Origin of the sequence: Rhizobium sp. BR 314 (genome assembly GCF_047445805.1) — a bacterium.
GTDB classification, from domain to species: domain Bacteria; phylum Pseudomonadota; class Alphaproteobacteria; order Rhizobiales; family Rhizobiaceae; genus Rhizobium; species Rhizobium lusitanum_B.
Genome location: NZ_JARWLA010000005.1, coordinates 149129 through 172415 on the forward strand (window position 1 = coordinate 149129; position 23287 = coordinate 172415).

General features: G+C 59.9%; 20 protein-coding genes. 9 read left to right on the plus strand and 11 right to left on the minus strand.

Annotation, left to right across the window (positions count from 1 at the left end):
• Positions 1–6 precede the first annotated feature (6 nt).
• Genes QD461_RS09420 through QD461_RS09430 form a run of 3 tightly spaced genes read right to left on the minus strand, consistent with a single transcriptional unit; the run spans position 7 to position 2990 of the window.
• Complete coding sequence (locus QD461_RS09420) at positions 7–1353, minus strand: glutamine synthetase family protein (protein WP_414087499.1); 1347 nt, start codon at positions 1351–1353, stop codon at positions 7–9.
• A 47-nt stretch (positions 1354–1400) separates the two neighbouring features.
• The gene (locus QD461_RS09425) at positions 1401–2063 is read right to left on the minus strand and encodes an isochorismatase family cysteine hydrolase (protein ID WP_414087500.1); all 663 of its coding nucleotides are present in this window, start codon (positions 2061–2063) and stop codon (positions 1401–1403) included.
• Between the two features lie 45 nt (positions 2064–2108).
• The gene (locus QD461_RS09430) at positions 2109–2990 is read right to left on the minus strand and encodes a MurR/RpiR family transcriptional regulator (protein ID WP_414087501.1); all 882 of its coding nucleotides are present in this window, start codon (positions 2988–2990) and stop codon (positions 2109–2111) included.
• A gap of 168 nt (positions 2991–3158) precedes the next feature.
• Between QD461_RS09430 and QD461_RS09435 the strand changes: the two genes are divergently transcribed.
• From QD461_RS09435 to QD461_RS09450, 4 genes are all read left to right on the plus strand, one after another.
• Complete coding sequence (locus tag QD461_RS09435; protein ID WP_414087502.1) at positions 3159–5039, plus strand: branched-chain amino acid ABC transporter ATP-binding protein/permease; 1881 nt, start codon at positions 3159–3161, stop codon at positions 5037–5039.
• Between the two features lie 20 nt (positions 5040–5059).
• Positions 5060–6214, plus strand: coding sequence for an ABC transporter substrate-binding protein (locus QD461_RS09440; RefSeq protein ID WP_414087503.1), 1155 nt, complete (start codon positions 5060–5062; stop codon positions 6212–6214).
• A 130-nt stretch (positions 6215–6344) separates the two neighbouring features.
• Positions 6345–7049 carry an ABC transporter ATP-binding protein gene (locus tag QD461_RS09445; RefSeq protein WP_414087654.1) on the plus strand — a complete coding sequence of 235 codons (705 nt, stop codon included), beginning with the start codon at positions 6345–6347 and terminating at the stop codon, positions 7047–7049.
• Positions 7050–7070: 21 nt separating this feature from the next.
• Complete coding sequence (locus QD461_RS09450; protein WP_414087504.1) at positions 7071–7958, plus strand: branched-chain amino acid ABC transporter permease; 888 nt, start codon at positions 7071–7073, stop codon at positions 7956–7958.
• 129 nt (positions 7959–8087) lie between these two features.
• Here QD461_RS09450 and QD461_RS09455 read toward each other — a convergent pair whose 3' ends face one another.
• Together QD461_RS09455 and QD461_RS09460 are read right to left on the minus strand one after the other, a co-directional pair.
• Positions 8088–8462, minus strand: a complete 375-nt coding sequence (locus QD461_RS09455; RefSeq protein WP_414087505.1) for a nuclear transport factor 2 family protein — start codon at positions 8460–8462, stop codon at positions 8088–8090.
• Between the two features lie 28 nt (positions 8463–8490).
• Positions 8491–9243, minus strand: a complete 753-nt coding sequence (locus QD461_RS09460) for an SDR family NAD(P)-dependent oxidoreductase (RefSeq protein ID WP_414087506.1) — start codon at positions 9241–9243, stop codon at positions 8491–8493.
• Between the two features lie 110 nt (positions 9244–9353).
• On the opposite strand from QD461_RS09460, the gene QD461_RS09465 reads away from it, so the two are divergent.
• Positions 9354–10256 carry a LysR family transcriptional regulator gene (locus QD461_RS09465; protein ID WP_414087507.1) on the plus strand — a complete coding sequence of 301 codons (903 nt, stop codon included), beginning with the start codon at positions 9354–9356 and terminating at the stop codon, positions 10254–10256.
• Positions 10257–10647: 391 nt separating this feature from the next.
• Here QD461_RS09465 and QD461_RS09470 read toward each other — a convergent pair whose 3' ends face one another.
• The 6 genes from QD461_RS09470 to QD461_RS09495 all read right to left on the minus strand — a co-directional run bounded on the left by QD461_RS09470 (position 10648) and on the right by QD461_RS09495 (position 17578).
• Positions 10648–12819 carry a methyl-accepting chemotaxis protein gene (locus QD461_RS09470; protein WP_414087508.1) on the minus strand — a complete coding sequence of 724 codons (2172 nt, stop codon included), beginning with the start codon at positions 12817–12819 and terminating at the stop codon, positions 10648–10650.
• Positions 12820–13410: 591 nt separating this feature from the next.
• Entirely contained in the window at positions 13411–13791 is a 381-nt protein-coding gene (locus QD461_RS09475) for a pore-forming ESAT-6 family protein (RefSeq protein ID WP_414087509.1), read from the minus strand.
• Positions 13792–14039: 248 nt separating this feature from the next.
• Positions 14040–15089, minus strand: a complete 1050-nt coding sequence (locus QD461_RS09480) for an ABC transporter substrate-binding protein (protein ID WP_414087510.1) — start codon at positions 15087–15089, stop codon at positions 14040–14042.
• 1 nt (position 15090) lies between these two features.
• Positions 15091–15939 (minus strand): ABC transporter permease, encoded by an 849-nt coding sequence (locus QD461_RS09485; RefSeq protein ID WP_414087511.1) that lies wholly within the window; start codon positions 15937–15939, stop codon positions 15091–15093.
• Positions 15936–16790, minus strand: coding sequence for an ABC transporter permease (locus tag QD461_RS09490; RefSeq protein WP_414087512.1), 855 nt, complete (start codon positions 16788–16790; stop codon positions 15936–15938). The genes QD461_RS09485 and QD461_RS09490 overlap by 4 nt, the downstream gene beginning before the upstream one ends.
• Entirely contained in the window at positions 16784–17578 is a 795-nt protein-coding gene (locus QD461_RS09495) for an MBL fold metallo-hydrolase (RefSeq protein ID WP_414087513.1), read from the minus strand. Before QD461_RS09495 ends, QD461_RS09490 begins: the two co-directional genes overlap by 7 nt.
• 479 nt (positions 17579–18057) lie before the next feature.
• Here QD461_RS09495 and QD461_RS09500 point away from each other — a divergent pair, with 479 nt between their 5' ends.
• The 4 genes from QD461_RS09500 to QD461_RS09515 are packed head-to-tail and all read left to right on the plus strand — an operon-like array spanning position 18058 to position 23286.
• The gene (locus QD461_RS09500) at positions 18058–19692 is read left to right on the plus strand and encodes a TIGR04028 family ABC transporter substrate-binding protein (RefSeq protein ID WP_414087514.1); all 1635 of its coding nucleotides are present in this window, start codon (positions 18058–18060) and stop codon (positions 19690–19692) included.
• Positions 19693–19751: 59 nt separating this feature from the next.
• The gene (locus QD461_RS09505; RefSeq protein WP_414087515.1) at positions 19752–20693 is read left to right on the plus strand and encodes an ABC transporter permease; all 942 of its coding nucleotides are present in this window, start codon (positions 19752–19754) and stop codon (positions 20691–20693) included.
• Positions 20693–21604: an ABC transporter permease gene (locus QD461_RS09510; protein WP_414087516.1), complete on the plus strand. Its 912-nt coding sequence runs from the start codon at positions 20693–20695 to the stop codon at positions 21602–21604. Before QD461_RS09505 ends, QD461_RS09510 begins: the two co-directional genes overlap by 1 nt.
• Entirely contained in the window at positions 21601–23286 is a 1686-nt protein-coding gene (locus tag QD461_RS09515; protein WP_414087517.1) for a dipeptide ABC transporter ATP-binding protein, read from the plus strand. Before QD461_RS09510 ends, QD461_RS09515 begins: the two co-directional genes overlap by 4 nt.
• The last annotated feature ends 1 nt before the right edge of the window (position 23287 follow it).

Here is a 23287-nt window from a genome sequence, read left to right on the forward strand (position 1 = left end):
CATCCATCAATATACGGAGGCGTAACGGGCGCAGAGCGCTTCGGGAGAAAGATCTGCAACAATCTCGATCTCCTTGCGCTTCATGGCAAAGTAGCAATCGAGGAAGTCCTTGGAGAACCAGCCGGTCACGGTTTCGTCGGCGGCCAGCGTATCGATGGCCTCGGAAAGGTTTGACGGCAGGCGGCGGATGCCGAGCTTGGCCTGTTCCTCCGCCGAGAAATTCGAAGGGTCCGAATTGATCAATGGCGGTTGCTCGAGCCCCGCCCGAATGCCTTCGAGGCCGGCCTTGAGGACGACGGCCAGGGACAGGTGTGGACTGGCGCAGGCGTCAGCGGCGCGATACTCCATATTGAACTGTTTGGCGGGATCGCTGCCAGGCAGGTCCAATGTCGGGCAAATGCGCAGCGTCGCCTCGCGGTTCTTCTCGCCGAGGCAGGTGAAGGCAGCGCTCCAGTGGTGCGGCACGAGGCGCATGTAGGAGAGCACCGAGGGCGCGGTAAATGCCGCGAGCGCCGGTAGATGCTTGATAACACCGGCCGCGAACGATCCGGCAATCTTGGAAAGCCGCCCCGGACGCGATGCGTCGAAGGTGACCGGATTGCCCTGAAGATCGGTAAAGCTCACATGCAGGTGCACGCCGTTACCGACGCCGTTCGGGTCGGTTTTCGGCGCGAAGCTCGCATTCCAACCGAAGAGCGCTGCCACTTCCTTGGTGACGGCGCGAATGGTCGCGCCTCTGTCGGCGGCGGCGAGCGCGGGTGCAGGGCGGCAGGTGATTTCGAATTGATCCTTGCCATATTCCGGCAGGAACATTTCCGGCTCCGCGCCGGCTTCTTTGAGCGCTGTCATAAGCAGCGGACCGAAGGGCTCGGCGCGGCGCTGCGCGCGCAGACCGAAGGAGGGAGCAGCCGGCCAGTCGACGCCAAGAAGCTGGAACTCCTGTTCGACTGCCGCGACGACCTTGAGCCCGGCCTCGCGTTCGAATTCCGAAATCGTTGCCTTGAGGAAACTGCGCACGCAGCATTCCCAGGGCTCGCCCTTCAGATTGGTGATATCGGAGTGATAGAAATGCAGCGGTGTGACGTCGGGCAGGCAGGTGACGCGCGCCTTGCTGTCGGGATCTGCGATCAGCCTGAGATCGCCGGATGAGCCCCATGGGTTGGGATCGGCAATCAGGTCGAATGGCGTCAGTGCCAGGTTGGCAGGCACCCAGCCGACACCCTTGCGCAGGTAGCTATCGATTTCGGAGGCAGCAAAGCTGCGGCCTCTTGTGATGCCGGCGATATCGGTGGTGACGAAGGTGGCAAGCTCCATCAGGTCGGAGGTTGCCTTGCCGTTGCTGTTGTCGCTCATGAGTTCCCCTTGTTTCGTGTCTACCTATGGAGCCGCGCCGGCGGAGATCACGCTGCGGCGAGCCCATTCAGGCGGTCGATAACGGTTTCGGTATTTGTGGTCCAGCAATAGCCGGAATAGGCGCGAAGAGCGCCTTCATGGCGTTCCTGGCTATAGGTGGCGCAGGCATCTGCGACCACGGTCACCAGATAGCCGCGGTCGGCAGCATCGCGCACGGCCATGTCGACGCACTGATCTGTCACGACGCCGGCAATGATGAGATAGCGGGTGTTGAGGTTGCGCAGCACGTAGTCGATGTTGGTCGAATTGAAGACACCGGAGGATGTCTTCGGCAGGATGATCTCGTTGTCGATCGGCTTCAGTGCGTCGATTACTTGGCCTTCCGGCGAGCCCTTGGGTACGTGCATGTCGGAAAGCTTGTGATCGAGCGAACGGTCGCGGCCGTCGAGCGTCAGGCTCTCGATGATCGTGTGCAGCACGTTACAGCCGGCCTTGCGGGCCGCGTCGAGGATGCGAACCTGGTTCGGGACCACCGTATTGCGCAGGCGGCGGTGATAGTAGCTGTCGGCATCCTGTGGATGCGTCGGGTCAAGGTTCGGCTCGCACCAGATGCGCTGCATATCGACAAAAAGCACGCTGGTCATGCCGGGTTCGTAGGCGCTGTCGCGCCGCAGCAGATCCTTGCCGTACTGTACTTCAATCATGCCCATGTCTGTCCTCCAGAGGAAATCTCGTTTCGTCATTGGCGCGGGATCTCACGTCCCGCTGCCGACTGCTGTGGTGTAGGCGTCTTCGGTAATGGCGTAGCTGCGGCGCAACTCTTCCATGCGTTCGATCCGCTGGCGGGATTGCGTTGCAAGCCGCGCGGTAAGGCCGGCAATCAAGGCTTCGGTCTGCGCGATAGCCGGGACCATCGTGTCGTAGGGCGACACTGTGTCGACGGTTGACGTCAGGGTGACGGAGGCGAACTGTGCGATGGGCGAGAGCCATCGATCGGTAAACAGCACGATCTTCGCACCCTGTTTTGCCGCTTGTCGGGCAAAACGGATCGTATCGTTCTGATAGCGCCTGTAGTCGTAAACGAAGAGGACATCACGCTTGCCGAAATCGACTAGGTGATCGACCTGATCGGCCTGAGAGCCGTTGATCCAGCGCGTGTCCGGACGCAATTGCTTCATATGGGACCAGAGAAGGCCGGCCATGAAGCCGCTGAAGCGGCCGCCGAGACAGTGAACCCTGAGATTGATATCGGCGGCGGCATCGATTGCTGCCTCGAAATCGTCTGGTGGCAGCATATGCATCGAGGATTCCAGCGCGTGAACGCTGGCGCGCAAGAAATACTGATAGAAATTTTCCTGTTCGAGCGAGGGCTTGCGGGTGTCGAGCATGGACAGTGGCGAACTCATGCGTTCCTGCACTTCGTCCAGCAATGCGGCCTGGAATTCCGCATAGCCCTCATACCCCAGCTTGTTGGCGAAACGCACGACTGTCGGGTTGCTGACGTCGGCCGCCGTGGCGAGATTGGCCACGGTGTTGAGGGCCGCCGCCGGATAGTTCGACAGCAGCTGCCGGACGATCTTGAGTTCGGCGCGGGTAAAATCGATGCCCCCTTCGGTGAGGCGATCTCGAATAGTCACTTCCTATCTCCCCCTGCGATCGGCGTTGGTCCGCTGATCTTCATTTTGTTACATTATTGCTATCAGTCAACAGAAATTGAAACAAGATTGACATATTGATTTTCTCGACTAACGTTTGTTGCGGGAACGGCCCAAAAAACCTGGGTCTAAAAAATCGGGAGAATTCTGATGGTGCGCATAAGGCGTGGGACCGTCGTCGGGATCATTGCGACGGTGCTCCCTCTGGTCATTGCGACCCTCGTGGCGGCAGGCCTCTTTCCGGGAGGCGGCGAACGGCTGGTAACGCTGTTCCTGATCTACGTCGTTGCCGTGATTGGTACGTCCGTCTATAGCGGCAATTCCGGAATCATCTCGTTCGGCAATACCGGCTTCATGGCGATCGGTGCCTATGCTGCCGGGCTACTGACCATCAGCCCGATCATACAGAAAACGGCCCTGCCGCATCTGCCGGCTTGGTTGACGGGATGGGGTCTACCGTTCATTCCAGCCCTTCTCGTCGCTCTCGTTGTCGTGGCGCTGGTGGCGATTGCGATTGGTATTCCAGTGGCGCGGCTTGCCGGATCGTCGGCCTCGATCTGCACGCTCGGCTTTCTGGTGATCGTCCATGTCGTGCTTGTCGCATCGAGCGATTTCACCCGTGGCAGCCAGACCTTCTTCGGCATACCGCGTGCGGTAAATATCTGGATGGCGTTGCCCTTTGCGATCGTTGCCGTGGCGATTGCGCGCATCTACCGCGATTCAAGTGCGGGCATGAAGCTACGCGCCTCGCGTGAAGACGAAATCGCCTCCACCGCCGTCGGCGTGAATGTGCGGCTGCATCGTTTCCTTGCCTGGGTTCTCGGCGCCGTTCTGTCCGGCGCGGCCGGGGTGCTGCTCGGTCATTTCATCGGTGCCTTCTCGCCGAAGGATTTCTACTTCAACCTGACCTTCCTGTTGCTCGCCATGCTGATCCTCGGCGGCATAACCACCGTTTCCGGCGCTGTCATCGGTACGGCGGTCATCATGGTTATCGTCGAATTGCTCAGGAAGCTCGAGGGCGGCGTCGATCTTGGCTTCTTTTCCTTGCCGACTGTCTTCGGCCTGACTGATATCGGCATCGGTTTGGCGATCCTGCTTGTGATGTATCGCCTGCAGGACGGTCTTCTCGGGGTGCGCGAGATCGACGAGCAGCTGCCGTTCCTAAAACGTCTGGCTGCCGGGAAGGCACAGTCGGCCACAAAGCCCGCGACCACGGAGGCAATCAGCATTGAAGGCGACGTGCTGCGGGTGGAAAATGTCGGCAAGCGGTTTTCCGGGCTCGTTGCGCTCGAGGATGCCAATTTCGAAGTTCGCCCGGGCCTCGTCACCGGCCTGATCGGCCCGAACGGCGCCGGCAAATCGACACTGATCAACAGCATCTCAGGCGTCGTGCCGCCATCGACCGGACGGGTGACCGTCGGCGGCGTCGATGTCGCCTCGCTGCCAGTTCATCGCGTGCCGATCGCCGGCCTTGCGCGTACCTTCCAGAATATCCGCCTCTTCAAGAACCTGACGGCGCTGGAAAATGTCACGGTTGCCGCAAGCGCGGTCGCGCGCGATGGCGCGGATCCCGTCGATCTTGCCCGCGAAGCGCTCTTCGAGGTTGGCCTCGGCGACGTCGCCGACCAGCTGGCGGGGACGCTCTCTTATGGTGCGCAGCGCCGTCTCGAAATCGCCCGCGCCCTGGCGCTGAAGCCCCGCTATCTGCTGCTCGACGAGCCGGCCGCCGGCATGAACCCAGCGGAGACGATGGAATTGATGGCCGTGCTGGACCGGATTCGCACGAAATATCGCCTCGGCCTCCTCGTGGTCGAGCACGATCTCAAGCTCATCATGCGCCTGTGCGATGTCGTCGTGGTCCTGAACAAGGGGCAGCAGATCGCCATTGGTACGCCGGCCGAGATCCAGTCGAATCCCGCTGTCATCGAGGCCTATATCGGCCGACGCCGCTCAACGGCAAAGCACGAGCCACCCAAAACCGAGGCACCTGTACTCAATCTCGATCCGCATACGAGCGGCAAGACAGCATAACAATCCAGAGGAGAATAATAATGAAGTCGACATTGAAGGTTCTTTTCCTGTCAAGCGCGCTTGGCGCCATGGCTGTTCCGGCTTTGGCAGACGATCTCGTGGTCGGCCTGGCTACGGCCCAGACCGGCACTCTCGCCCCTTACGACCAGCCGTCGCTCAAAGGTCTGCAGATGGCGGTCGACGAGCTCAATGCGGCGGGCGGTATCGCGGGCAAGTTTCCGATCAAGCTCGTCGCCAAGGACACACGCTCGGATGCCGGGCAGACCGCTCTCGTTGCGCAGGAGCTTGTCGATCAGGGCATCAGCATCCTGATCACGCCTTGCGATGCCGATCCCTCGATCGCAGCCGGCCAGATCACCCAGGCGGCACATATCCCGGCCTTCTCGTTCTGTGCGACAACACCGACCATGCCGCTGGCGGTCGGTGACTATATGTTCGGAAACTATCCCGCGGACAACGTTCAGGCTGCCGTCCTTGCAGGCTATGCCAAGGACAAGGGCTTCAAGAAGGCCTATATCCTGAAGTCTCCCGACACCGCCTATACGCTTAAGCTGCCGGAATATTTCGCCACGAGCTTCAAGGCAAAGGGTGGCGAGCTGGTTGGCGAGGGCACCTTCGCCATGGGCCAGCAGGACTTCAGCGCCGAGGTGACGAAGATCAAGGCTCTGAACCCTGCACCCGACGTCATCATGACAGCCGCTTATGAGCCTGATTTCCCGGCCTTCATCCGTCAGCTGCGTGGTGCAGGCGTCAACACACCGATTCTCGGCAGCGACGGCATCGACTCGCCCACGACGTTCGGCCTTGGTGCGCTCGTTGACGGAGTCGTCTTCACCACCGCCGGCTTTGCTGTCGACGGCAGTCCGCTCGCTGCCTTCAATGCGAAATACAAGGCGAAGTTCGGACAGGACCCGGATACGGTCTACATCGCCAATGGCTATGACCTGGGCAAGGTCATCGAAGCGGCCGTTACCAAGGCCGGCAGCGTCGCGCCGACGGCAATCCGCGATGCGGTCGCCTCTCTCGAAGGCGTAAAGGGCGTGACCGGCGCCATTACCTATGTCGGCACCAAGGGAATGCCGCTGCGCTCGGTCTCGCTGGTCCGCATCGATGGCGGCAAGCGTTCGCTGGTGAGCCAGGGTGTTCCGAACGCCGCGGACGTTCCTTCCCCGTGATCTGGATGACGTGCCCTCGGAGTTTTGCCGGGGGCACGTCACCGAAACGAATTCGTTCAATGGCTCAGGCGCAGCGGCTGCGGCAAGGATTTGCCAGATGATGATGAGTAGAATTTCCGACCAGGACCCCTTGCTTGAAGTTAGCGGGCTAAAGGTCGCCTATGGTCCGGTCGAGGCCCTGAAGAGCGTCGATCTTCTGGTCCGTAAAGGGCAGATCGTAACGCTGCTTGGCGCAAACGGCGCCGGCAAGAGTTCGACCCTCAATGCGCTTGTTGGCCTCGCCGCCAAGAAGGCCGGTAAGGTGACATTCGGCGGCAAGGACATTTCCGCACTTCCGCCTGAGACGATCGTCCGCATGGGCATGACGCTGACGCCGGAAGGACGGCGCATCTTTCCAAGCCTCAGCGTCGACGAGCATCTTCTTCTCGGCGGCGCCATGCATAAGGGGCGAGGGGCCATCGATGCCGTGCGCGACGACATGCTGTCGCGCTTTCCGATCCTGAAGGAGCGTTTGCGTCAAAAGGCGGGATCACTGTCCGGCGGCGAACAGCAGATGCTGGCCATTGCCCGCTCGATGATGTCTTCGCCCGATCTGCTTCTGCTGGACGAGCCGTCGCTCGGTCTTGCACCGCAGATCGTCGACCAGATCTTCGAACTCATCTCGGGTCTGCGCGAGCGCGGGCTGACGATCCTGCTTGTGGAGCAGAACGTCTCTCTCTCGCTCGAGATCGCCGATGCCGGTTACGTGATGGCCAATGGCAGGATCGTACTGTCGGGTTCCGCGGCCGATCTTCGCAATTCCACTGAAATCCAGGGCGCCTACTTGGGCGCCTGACCGGCAAAGGGAGTTCATCTCATGGACATGTTTCTGCAGCAGCTGGTCAACGCGCTCAGCCTCGGCGGCACTTATGCGCTTCTGGCACTGGGTCTTGCCGTCGTCTTCTCGATCATGGGCCTGATCAACTTCGCCCACGGCGAGCTTATGACGGCGGCCGGGTATGGTCTCTGCTTTGCGTTGATCGTCGGCCTACCTTTCGGCGTGGCAATCATTGTGGCGCTGGCGGTCGCGATCCTGCTTGTGCTCCTGATGGAGCGCACAGCCTTTCGGCCGGTTCGCGGGGCGAGCGGCACCACCCTGCTTCTGACCAGCTTTGCCGTCAGCGCTATCCTGCGCGTGCTCTTCCAGAATTTCGTTTCGGCTCGCCCGAAGCCAGTTCCGATGCCGATGAGCCTTTCCGGTACGATTGAGATTGCCGGGCTGCATATCGGTATCATCCAGGGCATTTCGATCCTGGTGACCTTCATCATGTTGGCGGGGCTGAACCTTTTCTTGCGGACCACTGTGCTTGGCCGGGCCATGCGCGCGGCCTCTGAGGATTTCGCCATCGTGCGCCTCATGGGTATCCGCGCCAATGCGGTCGTCGCCACTGCCTTTGCAATTTCGGGTCTTCTGGCCGGCGTTGCCGGCATTCTCTGGGTGGCGCAGCGCGGCAGCGTCGATCCGCTGATGGGCTTCCTGCCGGTACTCAAGGCCTTCATCGCCGCGATCATCGGCGGCCTTGGCAGYCTTTCGGGTGCTGTTGCAGGCGGCTTCCTGCTAGGCTTTATCGAGGTGTTTCTCCAGGCCTATCTGCCCGATAGTCTGCTGAGTTATCGCGATGCTTTCACCATCCTGCTCGTGATCGCGGTTCTGCTGTTCGCGCCGCAGGGGCTGCTTGCCCGCAAGACGATCGTGAAGCTCTGATCGAAAGATCGGAGCTTCGCTTCGCCGATAGGCCGCACCGCGCGCCGTCGAAGGCGTTGCGCCGCCAACCTCGTGTTCTTCTTCCTCAGCCGACGAGGCGCATACCTTATGAACGGCTGAGGTCCCTATTCACGGATTCGCCGGCATTGCGTCAAAGAATAGGTGGATTTCGGCAATTCTGCCATCGGTCGCGATAACGACGTCCGTGCCAGCATATGCCGGCGGCGCGCCGGGCGGGCCGGAAACCCATTGGACGCGCCCGGATCGCCCGTGAAGAACTTCGGGGGCTCGCAAGACTGTGTACTGAAAGTCCGGATGCATGGCACGGATCACGCCGGCAATGCGCACGATCTCGTCGCGTCCGCGCGTGACGCCGTTTGGTTCGTAGAATACGGCATCTTCAGTGAAGATTTCTTGTGCCGCCGCACGACGACGGGCGTCGTCACCTTCGCCGAAAATCTCATGGAGATTGCGGGTAAGCAGGGTGGCGATATCATAGGACATGGTTTTTCTCCATCGAAAGAATGGGCGGTCAGATCTGCGCGTGGCCGCCATCGACGAAGAGTTCGATGCCGTTGATGAAGCTTGCGTCTTCGGAGGCCAGGAAGAGCACTGCCTTGGCAATTTCTTCGGGCTTGCCGATGCGGCCGACGGGGATTTGTCCGGCGAGATAGTTCTTCGTCCCCTCAGCCTGATCGCCGCCGCCGAAGAGTTCATTGAGGCCGGCGGTTTCTGTGACGCCGGGGCTGATCGCATTGACCCGGATGCGGCGGTCTTTCAGGTCGAGGATCCAGTTGCGGGCGAAGCTGCGGATCGCTGCCTTGGTGGCGGAATAAACGCTGAACGCCGGAGTGCCGGAGATGCTTGTTGTCGAGGAGGTAAGGATGATCGATGCGCCGTCGCGTAACAGCGGCAGCGCCTTCTGAACGGTGAACAGGGTTCCCTTCACGTTGGTGTCGAAGGTCTTCTGATAGTGGTCTTCCGAGATTGCCCCGAGCGGAGCGAATTCGCCGCCCCCTGCATTGGCAAAAACAACATCAATGCTGGAATGCTTCTGCTGTACGGCGTCGTAGAGGCGATCGATATCGGCGAGCCGACTCATGTCGCCCTGTATGCCGGTGATGCGGCCGCCGATTTCCCGGACGGCGGCGTCTAGCGTTTCCTTACGGCGACCGGTGATGAAAACCGAGGCACCTTCGGCAGAAAAAGCTTTCGCGGTGGCGAGACCGATGCCGCTCGTACCGCCCGATATCACCACAACTTTGTTTACGAACCTGTTTGTCATTGCGTTTCTCCTTTGTAGCGGCGTGTTCGGCCGTCGAAAAAGAGCATGCCAGTAGAACGATGATGCAAACAGCCGGCAATTATGATACTTAGCGTTCTGAAAAAGGAACGATGATGCGGGCTGACTTGAATGATCTGGCTTACTTTGCCGAAGTGGTTGCGCATGGCGGCTTTGCCGCGGCGGGCCGCGCGCTGCGCGAGCCAAAATCGAAGCTGAGCCGCCGAGTCGCCGCGCTGGAGGCGCGGCTTGGCGTCCGTCTGATCGAGCGATCGAGCCGCCGTTTCAGGGTGACGGACATCGGTCAAAGTTTCTATGAGCGTTGCAAGGCCATGCAGATGGAGGCAGATCGTGCGGAAGCTCTGGTGGCCGAGGCGCAATCGGAGCCGTACGGCATCGTACGTATGAGTTGTCCGACAGGGCTCATCGAGGCGATCTCAACGCTTGTCACACAGTTTCTGGATCGTTATCCCAAGGTTCGCCTGCAACTTTTAGCTATCGATCGGCCGGTCGATCTTATCGAAGAACGGATCGACGTAGCGCTGCGTGTTCGGACCTCGCTCGACAGCGATGCATCGCTCACCATGCGTTCGCTCGGAGAATCCATTCGTATTCTCGTGGCCACGCCGCAGCTTGCCAGCAGGATCGCCGATGTCGAGGATCTCGGGCGTTTTCCGACGCTGGCGACCAGCGACGATCACGCGGATATCGATTGGCACCTGGCGACGGATGACGGCCGCGCACATGTTCTTCGCCATGCGCCGCGGGTTGGCTGTGCCGATTTTTCGGCGGTGCGGTCCGCGGCGGTCGCAGGCCTGGGTGTCGCACTCCTCCCGGACCACACATGCCGGCAGGCGCTTGAGGCAGGTTCGTTAGTCCGGGTGCTACCTGCATGGAGGGGAATGCGCGGCCAGGTGCATCTGGTCTTCACCACGCGACGCGGCCTTCCCCCTGCCGTTCGAAAGTTCATCGACTGCCTCGCCGCCGGATTTCCGCGCGATGCCTTGACGCGGTAGATCTTCGTCATCCTCTTTGAAACTCGCTGGTGGCGCTGATTGGAGGATTTCGCCGCTACTGACATGCCTCTGAACGTACATCGGTCTTAACAGCGTCCTTCATCGCCGGGCAGAGTGGCACAGTATAGGCAGCCTCGATCGAAAGCGATTGTCGAAGCCCGTCCGTGCTTGCAGCCGCGAAGTTTTTGCTTGGGTTAGGGCAATCGCGTACCGGTGTTTGAACGTCAATGGAGTGGAAGCACCCATAAAAAGGATCTGTCGGCCCGCGTTGAAAGCTCAGCAGTCGTAAGTCGAGCGCTTCTGCTTTTTCTTGAATCGCAGAAGCGCTCCGTATCCTGTCTTCTTGCGCATTGCGGATGGAAGGCCGTTACGCACTCTTCCCGGAAACGCTTTAGGCTGCGCGTGCGCTCCGATTTGCGATACGGTGATTCCGGCCGATATCGGCAGTCGTCACGAACTTCTCCAGCATCGACGACAGGCCTTGAGCCTCCTGAACGAGACAGGTAGCAGACGCCGTCATTTCTTCAACCATTGCCGCGTTGCTTTGCGTAGCCTGGTCCATGATGTTGACCGCGGTGTTGACCTGCTGCAGCCCGCTGGATTGTTCCTTGGCGGCCATCGCGATGGCATCCATATGGTCATGGATAGACTGGACGAGTTCGGAAATTGCGCCTAGGCCCTCACCGGTCGCGCCGACGAGCTTTACGCCATCCACTACCCGCTCGCGCGAGGCGTTGATCAGCGTCTTGATCTCCTTGGCGGCGGTTGCGGCGCGTTGCGCTAGCTCGCGAACCTCATGAGCAACGACTGCGAAACCTCTGCCTGCATCGCCCGCCCGCGCTGCTTCCACGCCGGCATTGAGGGCGAGGAGGTTGGTTTGAAATGCGATCTCGTCGATGACGGCGATGATCTGGCCGATCTGCTGCGACGAGGTTTCGATACCCTGCATCGCCCGGATCGCATCTTCAGCCACCGTGCTGAATTTACGGGCATTGCCGTGGGTCTCGCTGACGAGGTCGCGAACCTCACCGGTGCGCTGCGAGGTGGCGCGGACATTGGCGCTGATTTCCTCCAGTGCGGCTGCTGTCTCCTCCAGCGAGGCGGCCTGTGCCTCGGTGCGCTTGGCGAGGTTGTCGGAGGCGGCGGAAATCTCGCTGCTGCCGCCATGCACGACTTTCACCGCCTGGCCTACGGTCGACAGCGCCGTCCGCAACTGACGGACGGAACCATTGAAATCGTGGCGCAGCGGCTCGAATTGCGGAGCAAATCTATCGGAGATTTCGCATAGGAGATCGCCGGAGGCGAGACGATTGAGGCCGGCGGCGAGCGAGCCCGTTGCCGCCTGCAGGCGGCTTTCCGCTTGTTCGGCGGCCTCGCGCTCGATGCGCTGGCGCTCCATGTCGGCGTTGCGGCGGCTTTCCTCTGCCTCCGTTTCCAATGCTGCATTGCGCTTCGCGGCGTCACGGAAGACATCGACGCAACGAGCCATCTCCCCGACGAGATCGCGGCGCTGCACGAAGGGAACCGATTCTGCCGTTTCACCCTGCGCAAGGCGCATCATACGATGGCAGATGGAGCGCACCATCTTCGAAACGACGCGAGCGGTCGACAGGCAAAGGGCCATCGCGGCGAGGAAGATGCCTATTGAAAGCATCAATACGGATTCCAGCTGCCACTTGAGATGGGCGATCCGTTCGCTGGTCAGGCGTTCGAGAAGAGCCGAGGTCTCGTCGACAACGGTGTTCACAAGTTCCGTCTGCGCATTGGTGGTCGAAAACCATTCAGCGACTGCCTTGGCATCCGCAGTCATGGGCTCGTTCCTATACATGGCCTGCATCGTCTTTTCCAGGAAGAGACCTTGCGGGCCGGCATGGAAGGCGGAGAGTTTTTCCACCTGGGTCCGTGGAAGAAATTCTTCGATCTTCTGGCCGTAAGTGTCGCGCAAGTTGCGCGCATGCAGCAGGAAGGCAAGGTCATCCTGTGTCAACGGCGTTCCGCCGAGGAACTGCTTGCCAAAATTGATCTCGATCTGACCGGCGTCGCCCACCTGCAACAGGGCGTGATAGCCGTCGATCAGCCGGGCAAGCCTAAGGTCGTCGATGGTCGCGGCGGAGCGGCGCACGAGGTCGAGCCCGGCGGCAGAGGCCGGCTGCAACACGGTCAGCGCCTCGCTGCTGTCCACTTCACCGTTCGCGTCCACGTGACGCCGGTATTCCGGAAGTCCCGCCAATTTCGAGCGGATGATCCCGACGTCGTTTTCGATCGTCTTGTCGGTGTTGCCCGCCGATCTCCATGCCTCGAAAGCCGCAAGAAGGTTGGCAAGCGCCTCATCCGTCACGGCCCGCTGGCGCGCTCGCGTTTCTGGCGTCGAAAAATCTTCGGCCGGCAGTGCCTGCGCAATCTTGCGGCCGGCTTCCGCCAGATGCTGCACCACCGTCTGGCGCTCGATGACGGAGTATTTGTCATAGGCCTGCGACACGACCTGCATGCCTAACCAAAGGAAGGCGAGAAGCGGCGCGGCTGCGATGAGGTAAAGGAGTTGTTGCAACGAGAACTTGGACATTCCGAACCGCTTTCTGCTCACTACCTATTGGAGAATAATGTATCGATAGAAGAACATCCTTAATTGTACGTTATCGAAAGCAACAATTGGCTAATATGGTATGGTGATAACATTTAGATCGTCACAATCCATCGCGAACCATTGCTTTTGGCAGGAAATTGCATTTGCTGCACTCTGGCGAAGACGATCTATCTTCATCGGTGACCGATGGTGCCGCTTTAGTCACTCCGATGTCTGAGCGCCAGTGACGCGAGATCGATGCTTCATCAGGAAAGACTTGGGCCAGGTCTTCAAGCCGGGCACAACCCGATGCGATGGTATTGGAGGGGCAGCATGTCATCGGCGCGAGATAGACGCCTTCGCACTGGAATCAATCTCACAAAACTATTGGCCGATCCCGGGCAAGCCGTTGTGGAGAACTATGCTGGATTTGTCGCTGGACAAGAACAACACATCTCGTTGCTCCAGGAAGATAAGTGGGCTTTTATCGGGCTGAGGCTGGATAGCGAAGCCGACCGCCGGTCTGGCAGAGCATGTTATGCTGCCATGTCGACGAAGCCGTGGCAGCCAGAGCGGCCACGGCTTTGTCCGTTATTTCGGAAGCTGCGCGCCGGCCTGGTTCACAGCGTTCGCGATGGTTTCGCAGAACTGCTTTTCGGTCACGTTCTGCGCCTTCGCCGAGGTGGGGAGATCCTGACTTATGCCCATGGCGGAAATCTTGCCCTTTGCACCCTCTGCTTCTGCTGCATCGCCCTTCGCCGTGTCCGAAGGTGCGGGGATGAGGGCGACCATCTTTGTCTGGATCGCGATCGCTGAGCCATCAATATGGCCGTTGGTCTGGCAATATTTCAGGATGCCGAGCTGGTTGCGTGCGGAATTGTACGCCATTTCCATCTGGTCGCTTGTCGCCTGCGCAAATACCGGCGCGGCAAATCCAAGGGTTGCAATGCCGGTCAGAATGATCTTTCGCATATAAAACTCCTGATTGCTTCAATATGCGGGGATTTATCCTCGATCACCCCGAAGGCAAGGCACCCACGAACAAAAAAGTTCCACTTTCAGCAACCTGAGCGTTTTTTTTGAGGATACTCAGATCGGATCCTGGCGAGATCGGACACCCCACTGAGGTTGCATTGGAGTTCGCGAGCGGTTCGGGCTTGCACGGCGCCATACGTGGTGCCGGAAGCGAGGAGGGCAGGCCTCCTCGCTTCGTTGCGGTTTTACTTGGTTTCGATCACATTCCAGCCGTCGACGATGGCCTTGATGGCAGTCGAAAAGCTCTTCACGTCCGTCGGGAAATGCACCTTGGCGTAGCTTTCCTTCGGCAGCATCGCGCCCGCGACGTCCTTGGGCAGTTCGACATCGCGGGTCGGATGTGCATGGCCCTTGGCAAGCAGGATCTGACCTTCATCGGAGAACAGGAAGTCGAGCGCGCCCTTGGCGGCGTTCGGGTGCGGGGCGACGGCGCTCACATATTGAGCGAAGAGCATGCCGACCGTTCCGTCTGTTGGGATGACGACCTTCAGCGGCAGGCCGGTTGCGTCGCGCTTGGCCTGGCCGTCAAAATCGTAAACCAGCGATATCGGGCATTCGCCCTTCTGGATCGATGCGACGTTGAGGACGACGCCCTTGCGCAGGTTGCCGCTGTCGCGCAGCTGCTTAAACCAGTCGAGACCGGGCTGAACATTCGCTTCGCTGCCGCCATTGGCGAGTGCTGCAGCAAGAACCGAGGCCGTTGCATAGGTGGAGACGCGCGGATCGCGGCTGCAAATCATGTCCTTGTATTCGGGCTTCAGCAGGTCATTCCACGATGCCGGCGCCGTCTTGACCTGATCGGTATTGACGAGAAATGCGATCGCGCCCCAGTAGGATGCAGCCCAATGACCTTCCGGATCCTTGAACTGCGGCTTGATGCGATCCCAATTGGCGTTCTTGTAGCTGCCTGCCAGCTTCTCATCGAGCAGCCGACCGACGAAATCATAGCCGATATCGGCAATATCCATGACGGGAGCGCTCTTTTCAGCCAGCAGATGGGTGATCTGTTCGCCCGATGTCATGTCAGTATCGACATGTTCGACGCCATACTTCTTTTCGATTTCCGTGAAGATGGTGCCCAGGTTGACCCAATCGTCCGACATTCCATAGGAGATGAGCTTGCCTTCCTGCTTGGCACCGGCAACGACGGCTGGCGCGCTCTCGGCGAGAGCGAAGCTTGCGCTGGTGCAGAGCAGGGCGACGCTGAGGGTATATTTTACGGCTTTTGCAATCACGCTATTGGTCCTTTGTTTTGGAGGTAGTGAGACGGGGACGTTCCGAGCGATGAGCGGACGTCGTGAGAATGCCGAGCGAGATGAGCCAGGCACATGCGAAACTGATGAGAGCCAGCGCGCTCGCCTGGCGCGCGTCGAAGCGGGTGAATTCGACGAGGTAGATCGGGAATGTCTTGAACCGCGTGCCGATGAGCAGGCTGGCAAGCGCGAACTCGACAAAGGCCGCGGAAAAGACCAGCAGGCTTCCGTTGACCACGCCGCTGCGGATATTCGGCAGAATGACGGACAGAAATGTCCGGGTCTGGCCGGCGCCCAGGCTGTTTGCCGCTTCTGAAAGCGTGCGGGTATCGATCGCCTCAAGGGCATTCATGACCGGCCGGTACATGAAGGGCAGAGTGATCACGACATAGGCGAAGACGAGAAGAACAGGCGAGCTGGCAAGCAACAGGGGTGCTGCGCCATAGAGCCTGATCAGACCTAAGGCAAGGACTGCCGCCGGGAAGCCGAACGGGATGATGGCCAATATTTCCATCAGAGCCTTGGCGCGCGGCAGCTTCGTGTGAACCCAGTAGGCGGTGGGGACCACGAGGGCGAGGGAAGCAAGGACACTGGCGCCGGAGATATAGACCGAATTGAACAGAGAGGTTCTGAAAGCCGTCTTTGCCGTGACTTTGCTCCACCAATCCAGGGTGAAGCCTTCCGGCCAGATCGAGCGATCCCAGCGCACGGAAATCGAAAACAGGGCTGTTGCCAGGATCGGCACAATCATGAACAGCAGGAAGAGGGTGATCACCGTGATCCGCGCCAGCGACGACGCACTGACCCTGTTGGTCGCGTTCGGCGTGCTCATGATGCGATCTTCCTCGCATTGCGCACCAGAAGCTGGTGGGCAGCGACGCAAAGCGCCATGATCAGCAGCGACAGAACGGCAATGGCGTCAGCCAGCGCCGGCTCCAGCTGCACTTCTCCACGAATGAGCGCGGCAATCTGGATGGTGACGAGATTGATCGACGAGCCGGTCAGGGTCCACGCCGTCGCATAGGCGCCGAACGCATTGGCAAAGAGCAGAAAGAAGCTGCTGACGAGGCTTGGCGACAAGATCGGAAGCGCGACCATGCGCCAGTAGAGAATAGGTTTGGCTCCGAGAATGGCCGCAGCCTCCGCCCATTCCTGGCGCAAGCCCTGGAAGGAAGGGATCAGCAACAGGATCGCCAGCGGTATCTGAAAATAGAGATAGGCGACGACGAGGCCGGCCAGCGAATAGATGCGGAAGCCGGGATAAAGGTCGATGCCGATCTGCTTCAGCAGCAGCGTGACAATCCCGGTCGAGCCAAGCGTTATGACGAACGCGAAGGCAAGCGGCGCCCCGCCGAAATTGGCAGTTACATCGGCAAGCGCGGTAAGGCTGTTCTTCACCAGCGGGCTGCGGCTGTTGACGATCAGATGGGCAACAACGGCGCCAGCGATCGTACCGGCCGCAGCCGTTGCGAGCGACAGCCCGATGCTGTTGACGAAGGCGGCGACAATGGCCGGGTTCAACGCCCTGGCGAAATTGTCGAGCGAGATGGCGTCCTTCGTCGTCAGCGCCGATTTCACCAGCATCATCAGCGGCGCGATTTCGAAGGCGAGTATGAAAGCCAGAAAGGGCGCCAGTCCAAGCCATGCCCAGGAAAGGCGCCGGGTGCTGGCAGATTTCAGCATTGCGCCACCGTGCCGTCGACGGCGATGGTCACCAGGCCGGCATAATGCGCGCCGATATCAGCTCGGATCCTGTCATGATTTGTCGTGGGATAGGTGTGTGTGACAATGAGGTGCCTGATGCCTGCCGCTGCGGCAATGCGCCCGACCGCATCCGAGGTGAAGTGGTCTGTCGTAGGGTATCCCTTTTCGAAGGAGCATTCGCAAAGGAAAATGTCCGCCTGACGCGCGATCTTGATCATCGCGTTCATATCGGCGGCATCGCCGGAATAGACGAATACGCCGTTCTCGGTTTCGAGGCGGAAGGCCAGGCTGTTTGACGTGTGTCCAGTGAGGCAGGTTTCCACCGTCAGTCCGGCAATCTCGTGCCGGCCGACCTCAAGCTCGATAACCTCGACCGCATAGGTTTGCGGCACGGCGTCTCTGAAGATCGCAAGCAACTCGGTGATGAAGGCTTTCAGGCCGCGGCAGCCGGCGATGGTTAGCGTTTGCGTGCGGCTCCATCCCGGTGTTGCCTCAAGCGCCTGCAACAGCGTCACAAGATCGAGCGTGTGGTCCGGATGCAGATGCGAAATAAAGACCGTCTGTAGGTCGCGATAATCCAGTCCGGCCAAGGCGAGACGAGCAAGCGCACCCGGACCCATATCGAACACGACAGTTCTGTCCGCGATCTCAAGCGCGTGGCAGGACGTGCTCAGCCCGCGCGCCGGCAGAATTGTTCCCGCTCCAGCGACAGTAAGCTTCAATGTGTGATCGTTGCGCGATACGCTCGCTTCGCTTGTCTCTGCCATGTCTCTTCAACCCAATTTCGAAAGCAGGGGCGTTTAACCACGCGAGAGTGACAGGCAGGTGACAATAATATTATTATTCATACTATTTAGGTTTTGGAACATCGCCGATGCGTGTGTCCGCTTGAGGCGAACATCGGAGACCCTTGAAAAATGACGGAAGTCAGCGGGTCGATTTACCCGATGCGACGCGCGAAACCCGGCGCAAGAGCGCATCGCCGCTTCTCAATCGCGATCGGGTATGGGGGCATTCCGGGCACCGCATATTCGTGTGATCCCACGTACGGGCCAGGTCACTTAGCCGGCGAGGTGGCTGGATCAGGTGTTAGGCCGGCGAGACATCAAGTTGCTGACTAAACGAAAGTTTGCGGATGTTATTTCAACGGTCTCGTGAAAAATAGAAGACTAATTCCATAGTCTATATTGGATTGGTCGGGTGGCTTCTATAGCCTTGAGCGGCATTCGGTTTTCGAGGGATTTCAATGACGATCGCAGCCAATTTCAAGGCGTTTACTCTGGCTGCCGGCCTTTCCTTGCTTGCCTCATCGGTCGCGTTTTCTGCCGATGAGAGCAAGCCGGTACAGGGCGGCACGCTGATTTACCTGGAGCAGCAGGCCCATACCAATCTCTATCCGCCAGCCGGCGGCTTCTACCCGAACGGCGGCATTCTGAACCAGATCACTGACAAGCTGACCTATCAGAACCCGAAGACGCTGCAGATCGAGCCCTGGGTTGCCGAATCCTGGACTGTAAACGACAGGGCCACGGAATATACCTTCAAGATCCGCAAGGGCGTGACCTTTTCCGATGGAACACCCGTCGATGCCAATGCCGTCGCCAAGAACTACGATACGTTCGGTCTCGGCAACAAGGATCTGAAGCAGCCGGTTTCCGAGGTGATCAACAATTACGATCGCAGCGAGGTCGTCGACCCATACACCGTCAAGTTCTACTTCAAGAAGTCGTCGCCCGGCTTCCTTCAGGGAACGTCGGTCATCGGTTCTGGGCTCGTCTCGTTGAAAACGCTTGCCTTGCCTTTCGACCAGCTGGGCGATGCGACGAAAATCATCGGCTCCGGTCCCTTCGTTGTCGAGAGCGAGACGCTCGGCAAGCAGCTCTCGCTGAAGGCGCGCGGCGACTACAACTGGGGTCCAGCCAGGTTCGAGCATCAGGGCCGCGCCTATCTCGACGGCATCAAATATATCATCACCGGCGAAGACAGCGTACGTATTGGTGCGTTGCTTTCCGGCCAGGCCGATTTCATCCGCCAGCTTCAGGCCTATGACGAAAAGCAGGTCAGCGATCAGAGCTTTGCAATCTATGCCGCGCCCACGCGCGGGGTGAACGACAGCGTTGCTTTCCGGCCGGATAATCCGCTTGTTGCCGACCTCAAGGTGCGTCAGGCACTGCTGCACGCCACCGACAGCAAGGAGATCGTCGACACGCTGTTTTCGGTCAATTATCCGCAGGCGAAGTCGGTGATATCGTCGGCAGCTGCCGGATACGAAGATCTGTCCTCCAAGCTGACGCACGACCAGGCGCTCGCCGAGAAGCTGCTCGATGAAGCAGGCTGGACGAAGGGTACAGGCGGTGTGCGACAGAAGGACGGAAAGCCGCTGTCGCTCGCCGTCTATGAATCGCTGCCGCAGCCGCAAAACAAGGCGGTCCTCCAGCTCGTCGCCCAGCAATGGGCCAAGGTCGGCGTCAAGCTTCAGGTGCTTGCCGGCACCTCGGGCAATTTGGTCACGGACAATGTCGATCCGGCAAAGACGCCGCTGGTCGTCGCCGAAGTCGGCCGCGCCGATCCCGACGTCATCAAGAGCCAGTTCTATCCGAAGAACCGCGACGCGCTTCTCCAGAAAGGCGGCCTCAACGCCAAGGCAACCTTCTCTGACGACAAGCTGAACGGCCTTCTGGAAGCCATCGCCTCGGAGACGGATAGCGACAAGCGTCTGGCCGCGGCGAAGGCCGCGCAAGCCTATCTGCTGGATGCCGCCTATGTCATCCCCTTCTTCGAGGAGCCGCAGGTTTTTGCCGGTGCTCCCTACGTCAAGGGTGTGGCCTTCGAAGCCGTCGGCCGGCCGTCCTTCTACAATGTCTGGCTTGCCGCACACTGAGTATCTCCTGCAGCCCGTCCACAGGCCGGGCTGCATTTTCGCAACGACAGGCCACTCGCATGACGAAATACATCTTAACAAGGATCGGACAGTCGCTACTGGTTTTGTGGGCGGCCTTCACCGTTTCGTTCGTGCTGCTGCAATCGATGCCGGGCGATGCGATCCTGATCAAGTTTCAGAGTCCCGACTATGGGCTGAGCCCCGAGCAGCTTGCCGACATCAGGGCCGCCTATGGTGCGGATGGATCGATATTGCAGCAATATATCCATACGGTGTGGAGCTTCCTGTCAGGCAACTTCGGTTATTCGCTACAGGCAGGCGTTGCCGTTAGCTCGCAGCTTGCAGTCAGCCTGCCATCGACCCTGCTTCTTGCCGGCTTCAGCTTCCTGCTTGCTGCAATCCTTGCCGTCGTCATCGCCATTCTGGCCAATCTTTCAGGCTTCGGCTGGCTGCGTGGCTTCATGCTATCGCTGCCGTCGCTGTTCATATCCGTGCCGACATTCTGGCTCGGCATCATGTTCATTCAGATCTTTTCGTTTCGCCTAAGGCTGGTGCCGGTTATCGATCCCGGTCCATGGCAGGGACTGATCCTGCCGATCTTGACGGTTGCCGTGCCGATCTCCGCGCCGCTTGCGCAGATCATCCTGCGAAACATTGATGAGGTTCTGACGCGCCCGTTTATTTCCGTGGCGCGTGCCAAAGGTGCCTCGCATGGACAGGTGCTGTGGCGTCATGTCGCCAAGAATACGCTGCTTCCGGTGCTAACGGTCGCGGGCCTGTTGTTCGGCGAGCTGATCGCTGGGGCGGTCGTTACCGAAACGGTCTTCGGGCTGAACGGCATCGGCAATCTGACAAAACATGCGGTCGATGCACAGGACGTCGCTGTGCTGCAGGCGATCGTTGTGATTTCGGCGGCCGCCTTCGTCACGATCAACCTGATCGTCGACTTGCTATATCCGATCCTCGATCCGCGCCTGAAAGCAAGGCTTGGAGCCAACTGATGACGAATTTCTATACAGCGGATCTCCATCGCCCGCTCGAACATGCCGATGCTCCGGAAAGCCTGTCGGCGCAGCCGGCCCGCGAAGACGCCCGGCCGCTTGCGCGCCGCTTTTCGCTTCCTTTCCGGCCGAGCTTGCTTCTTGCCATATTCATATTGACTGTGGCCGTCCTGTGGGCGCTTTTTCCCAGCGTCTTCACGAGTTACAGTCCGGTGGAAGGCCTGCCCGGCCAACATCTGAAGGCGCCAAGCGCCGCCCATATTCTCGGTACCGATGCGCTTGGCCGCGATCTATTTGCTCGCATCGTCTATGGCTCCATCCACTCCCTGTCCGGAGCACTCGCGGCTGTGGGCATCGCGCTCGTCATCGGTACGGTGCTGGGCGTACTGGCGGGATCGCTCGGCGGCCGGATCGAAACGGTGATCATGCGCATCGTCGATGTGATGCTGTCGATCCCCGATCTGCTGTTGTCGCTCAGCATCATCGTTCTTCTCGGCTTCGGTACCGTCAATGCCGCCATCGCCGTCGGCTGCACCCTGATTGCCAAGTTTGCGCGCCTGGTTCGCTCGGAAGTCGTCATGGTTCGGCGAAGCGACTATGTCGAGGCTGCGTTCGGCAGCGGCGGCACGTTTGTCCGCGTGCTGTGGCGCCATATTCTTCCGAACTCGCTGACGTCAGTGATCGCCTTCGCCGCACTGCAATCCGGCTGGGCCATCCTCCAGCTGTCGACGCTCGGATTTCTTGGCTATGGGGCGCCGCCGCCGACACCGGAATGGGGTCTGCTGATCGCGGAAGGGCGCAACTACATCGCGACTGCCTGGTGGCTGACGACGGCGCCCGGCCTCGTCGTCGTGCTCGCGGTGATCTCGATCAACCGCATCAGCCGTTCGATTGCGGAGATTGGCAAATGAGCCATACGACATCCGACAAAGCAAACGGGTCTGCCGTGCCGGTGCTGGATGTTTCCGGCCTGAAGATCGCCTATCGCGATCGCAGCGGCTCTCGCACGGCGGTTCATGGCATCGACTTCACCGTGAATGCCGGCGAGGTCGTCGCGCTCGTCGGTGAATCAGGCTCGGGCAAGAGCTCGACGGCTCAGGCCATTATCGGTTTGCTCCCGCAGAACGGCCATCTCGAAGGCGGCCGGATCAGGCTCAATGGCCAGGATATTGCCGGCTGGCCGCAGAAGCGGCTGGACGCGATCCGCGGCTCCGTCATCAGCTTGGTGCCGCAGGACCCCGGCAATTCCCTCAATCCTGTCAGGACGATCGGCGAGCAGGTCGCAGAGGTTCTGGTCATTCACCGCAGGGCGCCTCGTGCGGCGGCCTATCCGCAGGCGGTCGAGCTGCTGGGCCGCGTCGGCCTTAGTCAACCCGAGCTTCGTGCGCGCCAATATCCGCACGAGCTTTCGGGAGGAATGCGGCAGCGCGTGCTGATCGCCATCGCCATTGCGCTCAAGCCTGCGTTGATCATCGCAGACGAGCCGACCAGTGCGCTTGACGTGACTGTGCAGAGGCACATTCTCGATTTGATCGACGATCTCAGACGGGAATATGGGGCAGCCGTTCTGCTGGTCACGCATGATCTCGGTGTCGCTGCCGATCGTGCTGACAGGTTGGTTGTCCTGCAGAATGGCCGCATTCAGGAGCAAGGGCGGACCGCAGAGCTTTTGAAGAACCCGCAGAGCGCCTATACGCGCCGGCTGCTGGCCGACGCCCCGTCGCTGAATGTCGCTCAGTCGCACTCTCCCGCGCATCCCGTCGATGCGAAGGTCGAGCTGGGCGATGATATTGTCGTGGTCGAAGGGTTGGTGCAGGAGTTCGGGATCGGCGGCAAGGACGGCGGACTGAAGGCGGTCGATGACTTATCGTTTCGCGTCAAGCGCGGTACGACCCATGCGATCGTCGGCGAGTCCGGTTCCGGCAAGACGACGACCATCCGCATTGTCTCCGCGTTCCAGCGCCCGACGGCAGGAAGGGTCATTATCGACGGGCTTGATCTGGCGTCGTTGCGCGGCGAAACGCTGCGGCTCTTCCGCAAGAAGATCCAGCTTGTCTATCAAAATCCTTTCGGCTCGCTCGATCCGCGCCAGACGATTTCGGCCATCGTCGAGGAGCCGTTGCTGAACTTCGATCCGCTGCCGAGGGCGCAGCGATTGGAAAAAGTCGCTGCTGTCATCGAGAAGGTCGGCCTGCCTGCCGATGTCCTGCAGCGGCGGCCGCATGCACTTTCCGGCGGTCAGCGTCAGCGTGTCGCTATTGCCCGCGCGCTGGTGCTCGATCCGCAGATCCTGGTGCTGGATGAAGCCGTCTCGGCGCTCGACGTAACGGTTCAGGCGCAGATCCTCTCGCTGCTCGACAGTCTTCAGCGCGAACTCGGCCTGACCTATCTGTTCGTGTCGCATGATCTCGCCGTGGTCCGTCAGATCGCCGACACGGTCTCGGTTCTTCATAACGGCAAGCTGGTCGAAAACGGTCTTGTCGAAGAGGTCTTCGGCAATCCCAGCAGCGATTATACACGCGAGCTGATCGAGGCCATTCCGGGCAAGAAATACTCGATCGCTCTTCATCAGCCCCAAAGTAATGCAGGATAAT

Bases quoted from the DNA above. Each gene is read 5' to 3' on its own strand.
- QD461_RS09475 (WP_414087509.1), bottom strand. From the start codon at position 13,791: ATGCGAAAGATCATTCTGACCGGCATTGCAACCCTTGGATTTGCCGCG.
- QD461_RS09500 (WP_414087514.1), top strand. From the start codon at position 18,058: ATGACGATCGCAGCCAATTTCAAGGCGTTTACTCTGGCTGCCGGCCTT.
- QD461_RS09455 (WP_414087505.1), bottom strand. From the start codon at position 8,462: ATGTCCTATGATATCGCCACCCTGCTTACCCGCAATCTCCATGAGATT.
- QD461_RS09515 (WP_414087517.1), top strand. From the start codon at position 21,601: ATGAGCCATACGACATCCGACAAAGCAAACGGGTCTGCCGTGCCGGTG.
- QD461_RS09460 (WP_414087506.1), bottom strand. From the start codon at position 9,243: ATGACAAACAGGTTCGTAAACAAAGTTGTGGTGATATCGGGCGGTACG.
- QD461_RS09505 (WP_414087515.1), top strand. From the start codon at position 19,752: ATGACGAAATACATCTTAACAAGGATCGGACAGTCGCTACTGGTTTTG.
- QD461_RS09435 (WP_414087502.1), top strand. From the start codon at position 3,159: ATGGTGCGCATAAGGCGTGGGACCGTCGTCGGGATCATTGCGACGGTG.
- QD461_RS09495 (WP_414087513.1), bottom strand. From the start codon at position 17,578: ATGGCAGAGACAAGCGAAGCGAGCGTATCGCGCAACGATCACACATTG.
- QD461_RS09490 (WP_414087512.1), bottom strand. From the start codon at position 16,790: ATGCTGAAATCTGCCAGCACCCGGCGCCTTTCCTGGGCATGGCTTGGA.
- QD461_RS09485 (WP_414087511.1), bottom strand. From the start codon at position 15,939: ATGAGCACGCCGAACGCGACCAACAGGGTCAGTGCGTCGTCGCTGGCG.
- QD461_RS09420 (WP_414087499.1), bottom strand. From the start codon at position 1,353: ATGAGCGACAACAGCAACGGCAAGGCAACCTCCGACCTGATGGAGCTT.
- QD461_RS09465 (WP_414087507.1), top strand. From the start codon at position 9,354: ATGATGCGGGCTGACTTGAATGATCTGGCTTACTTTGCCGAAGTGGTT.
- QD461_RS09510 (WP_414087516.1), top strand. From the start codon at position 20,693: ATGACGAATTTCTATACAGCGGATCTCCATCGCCCGCTCGAACATGCC.
- QD461_RS09470 (WP_414087508.1), bottom strand. From the start codon at position 12,819: ATGTCCAAGTTCTCGTTGCAACAACTCCTTTACCTCATCGCAGCCGCG.
- QD461_RS09440 (WP_414087503.1), top strand. From the start codon at position 5,060: ATGAAGTCGACATTGAAGGTTCTTTTCCTGTCAAGCGCGCTTGGCGCC.
- QD461_RS09425 (WP_414087500.1), bottom strand. From the start codon at position 2,063: ATGGGCATGATTGAAGTACAGTACGGCAAGGATCTGCTGCGGCGCGAC.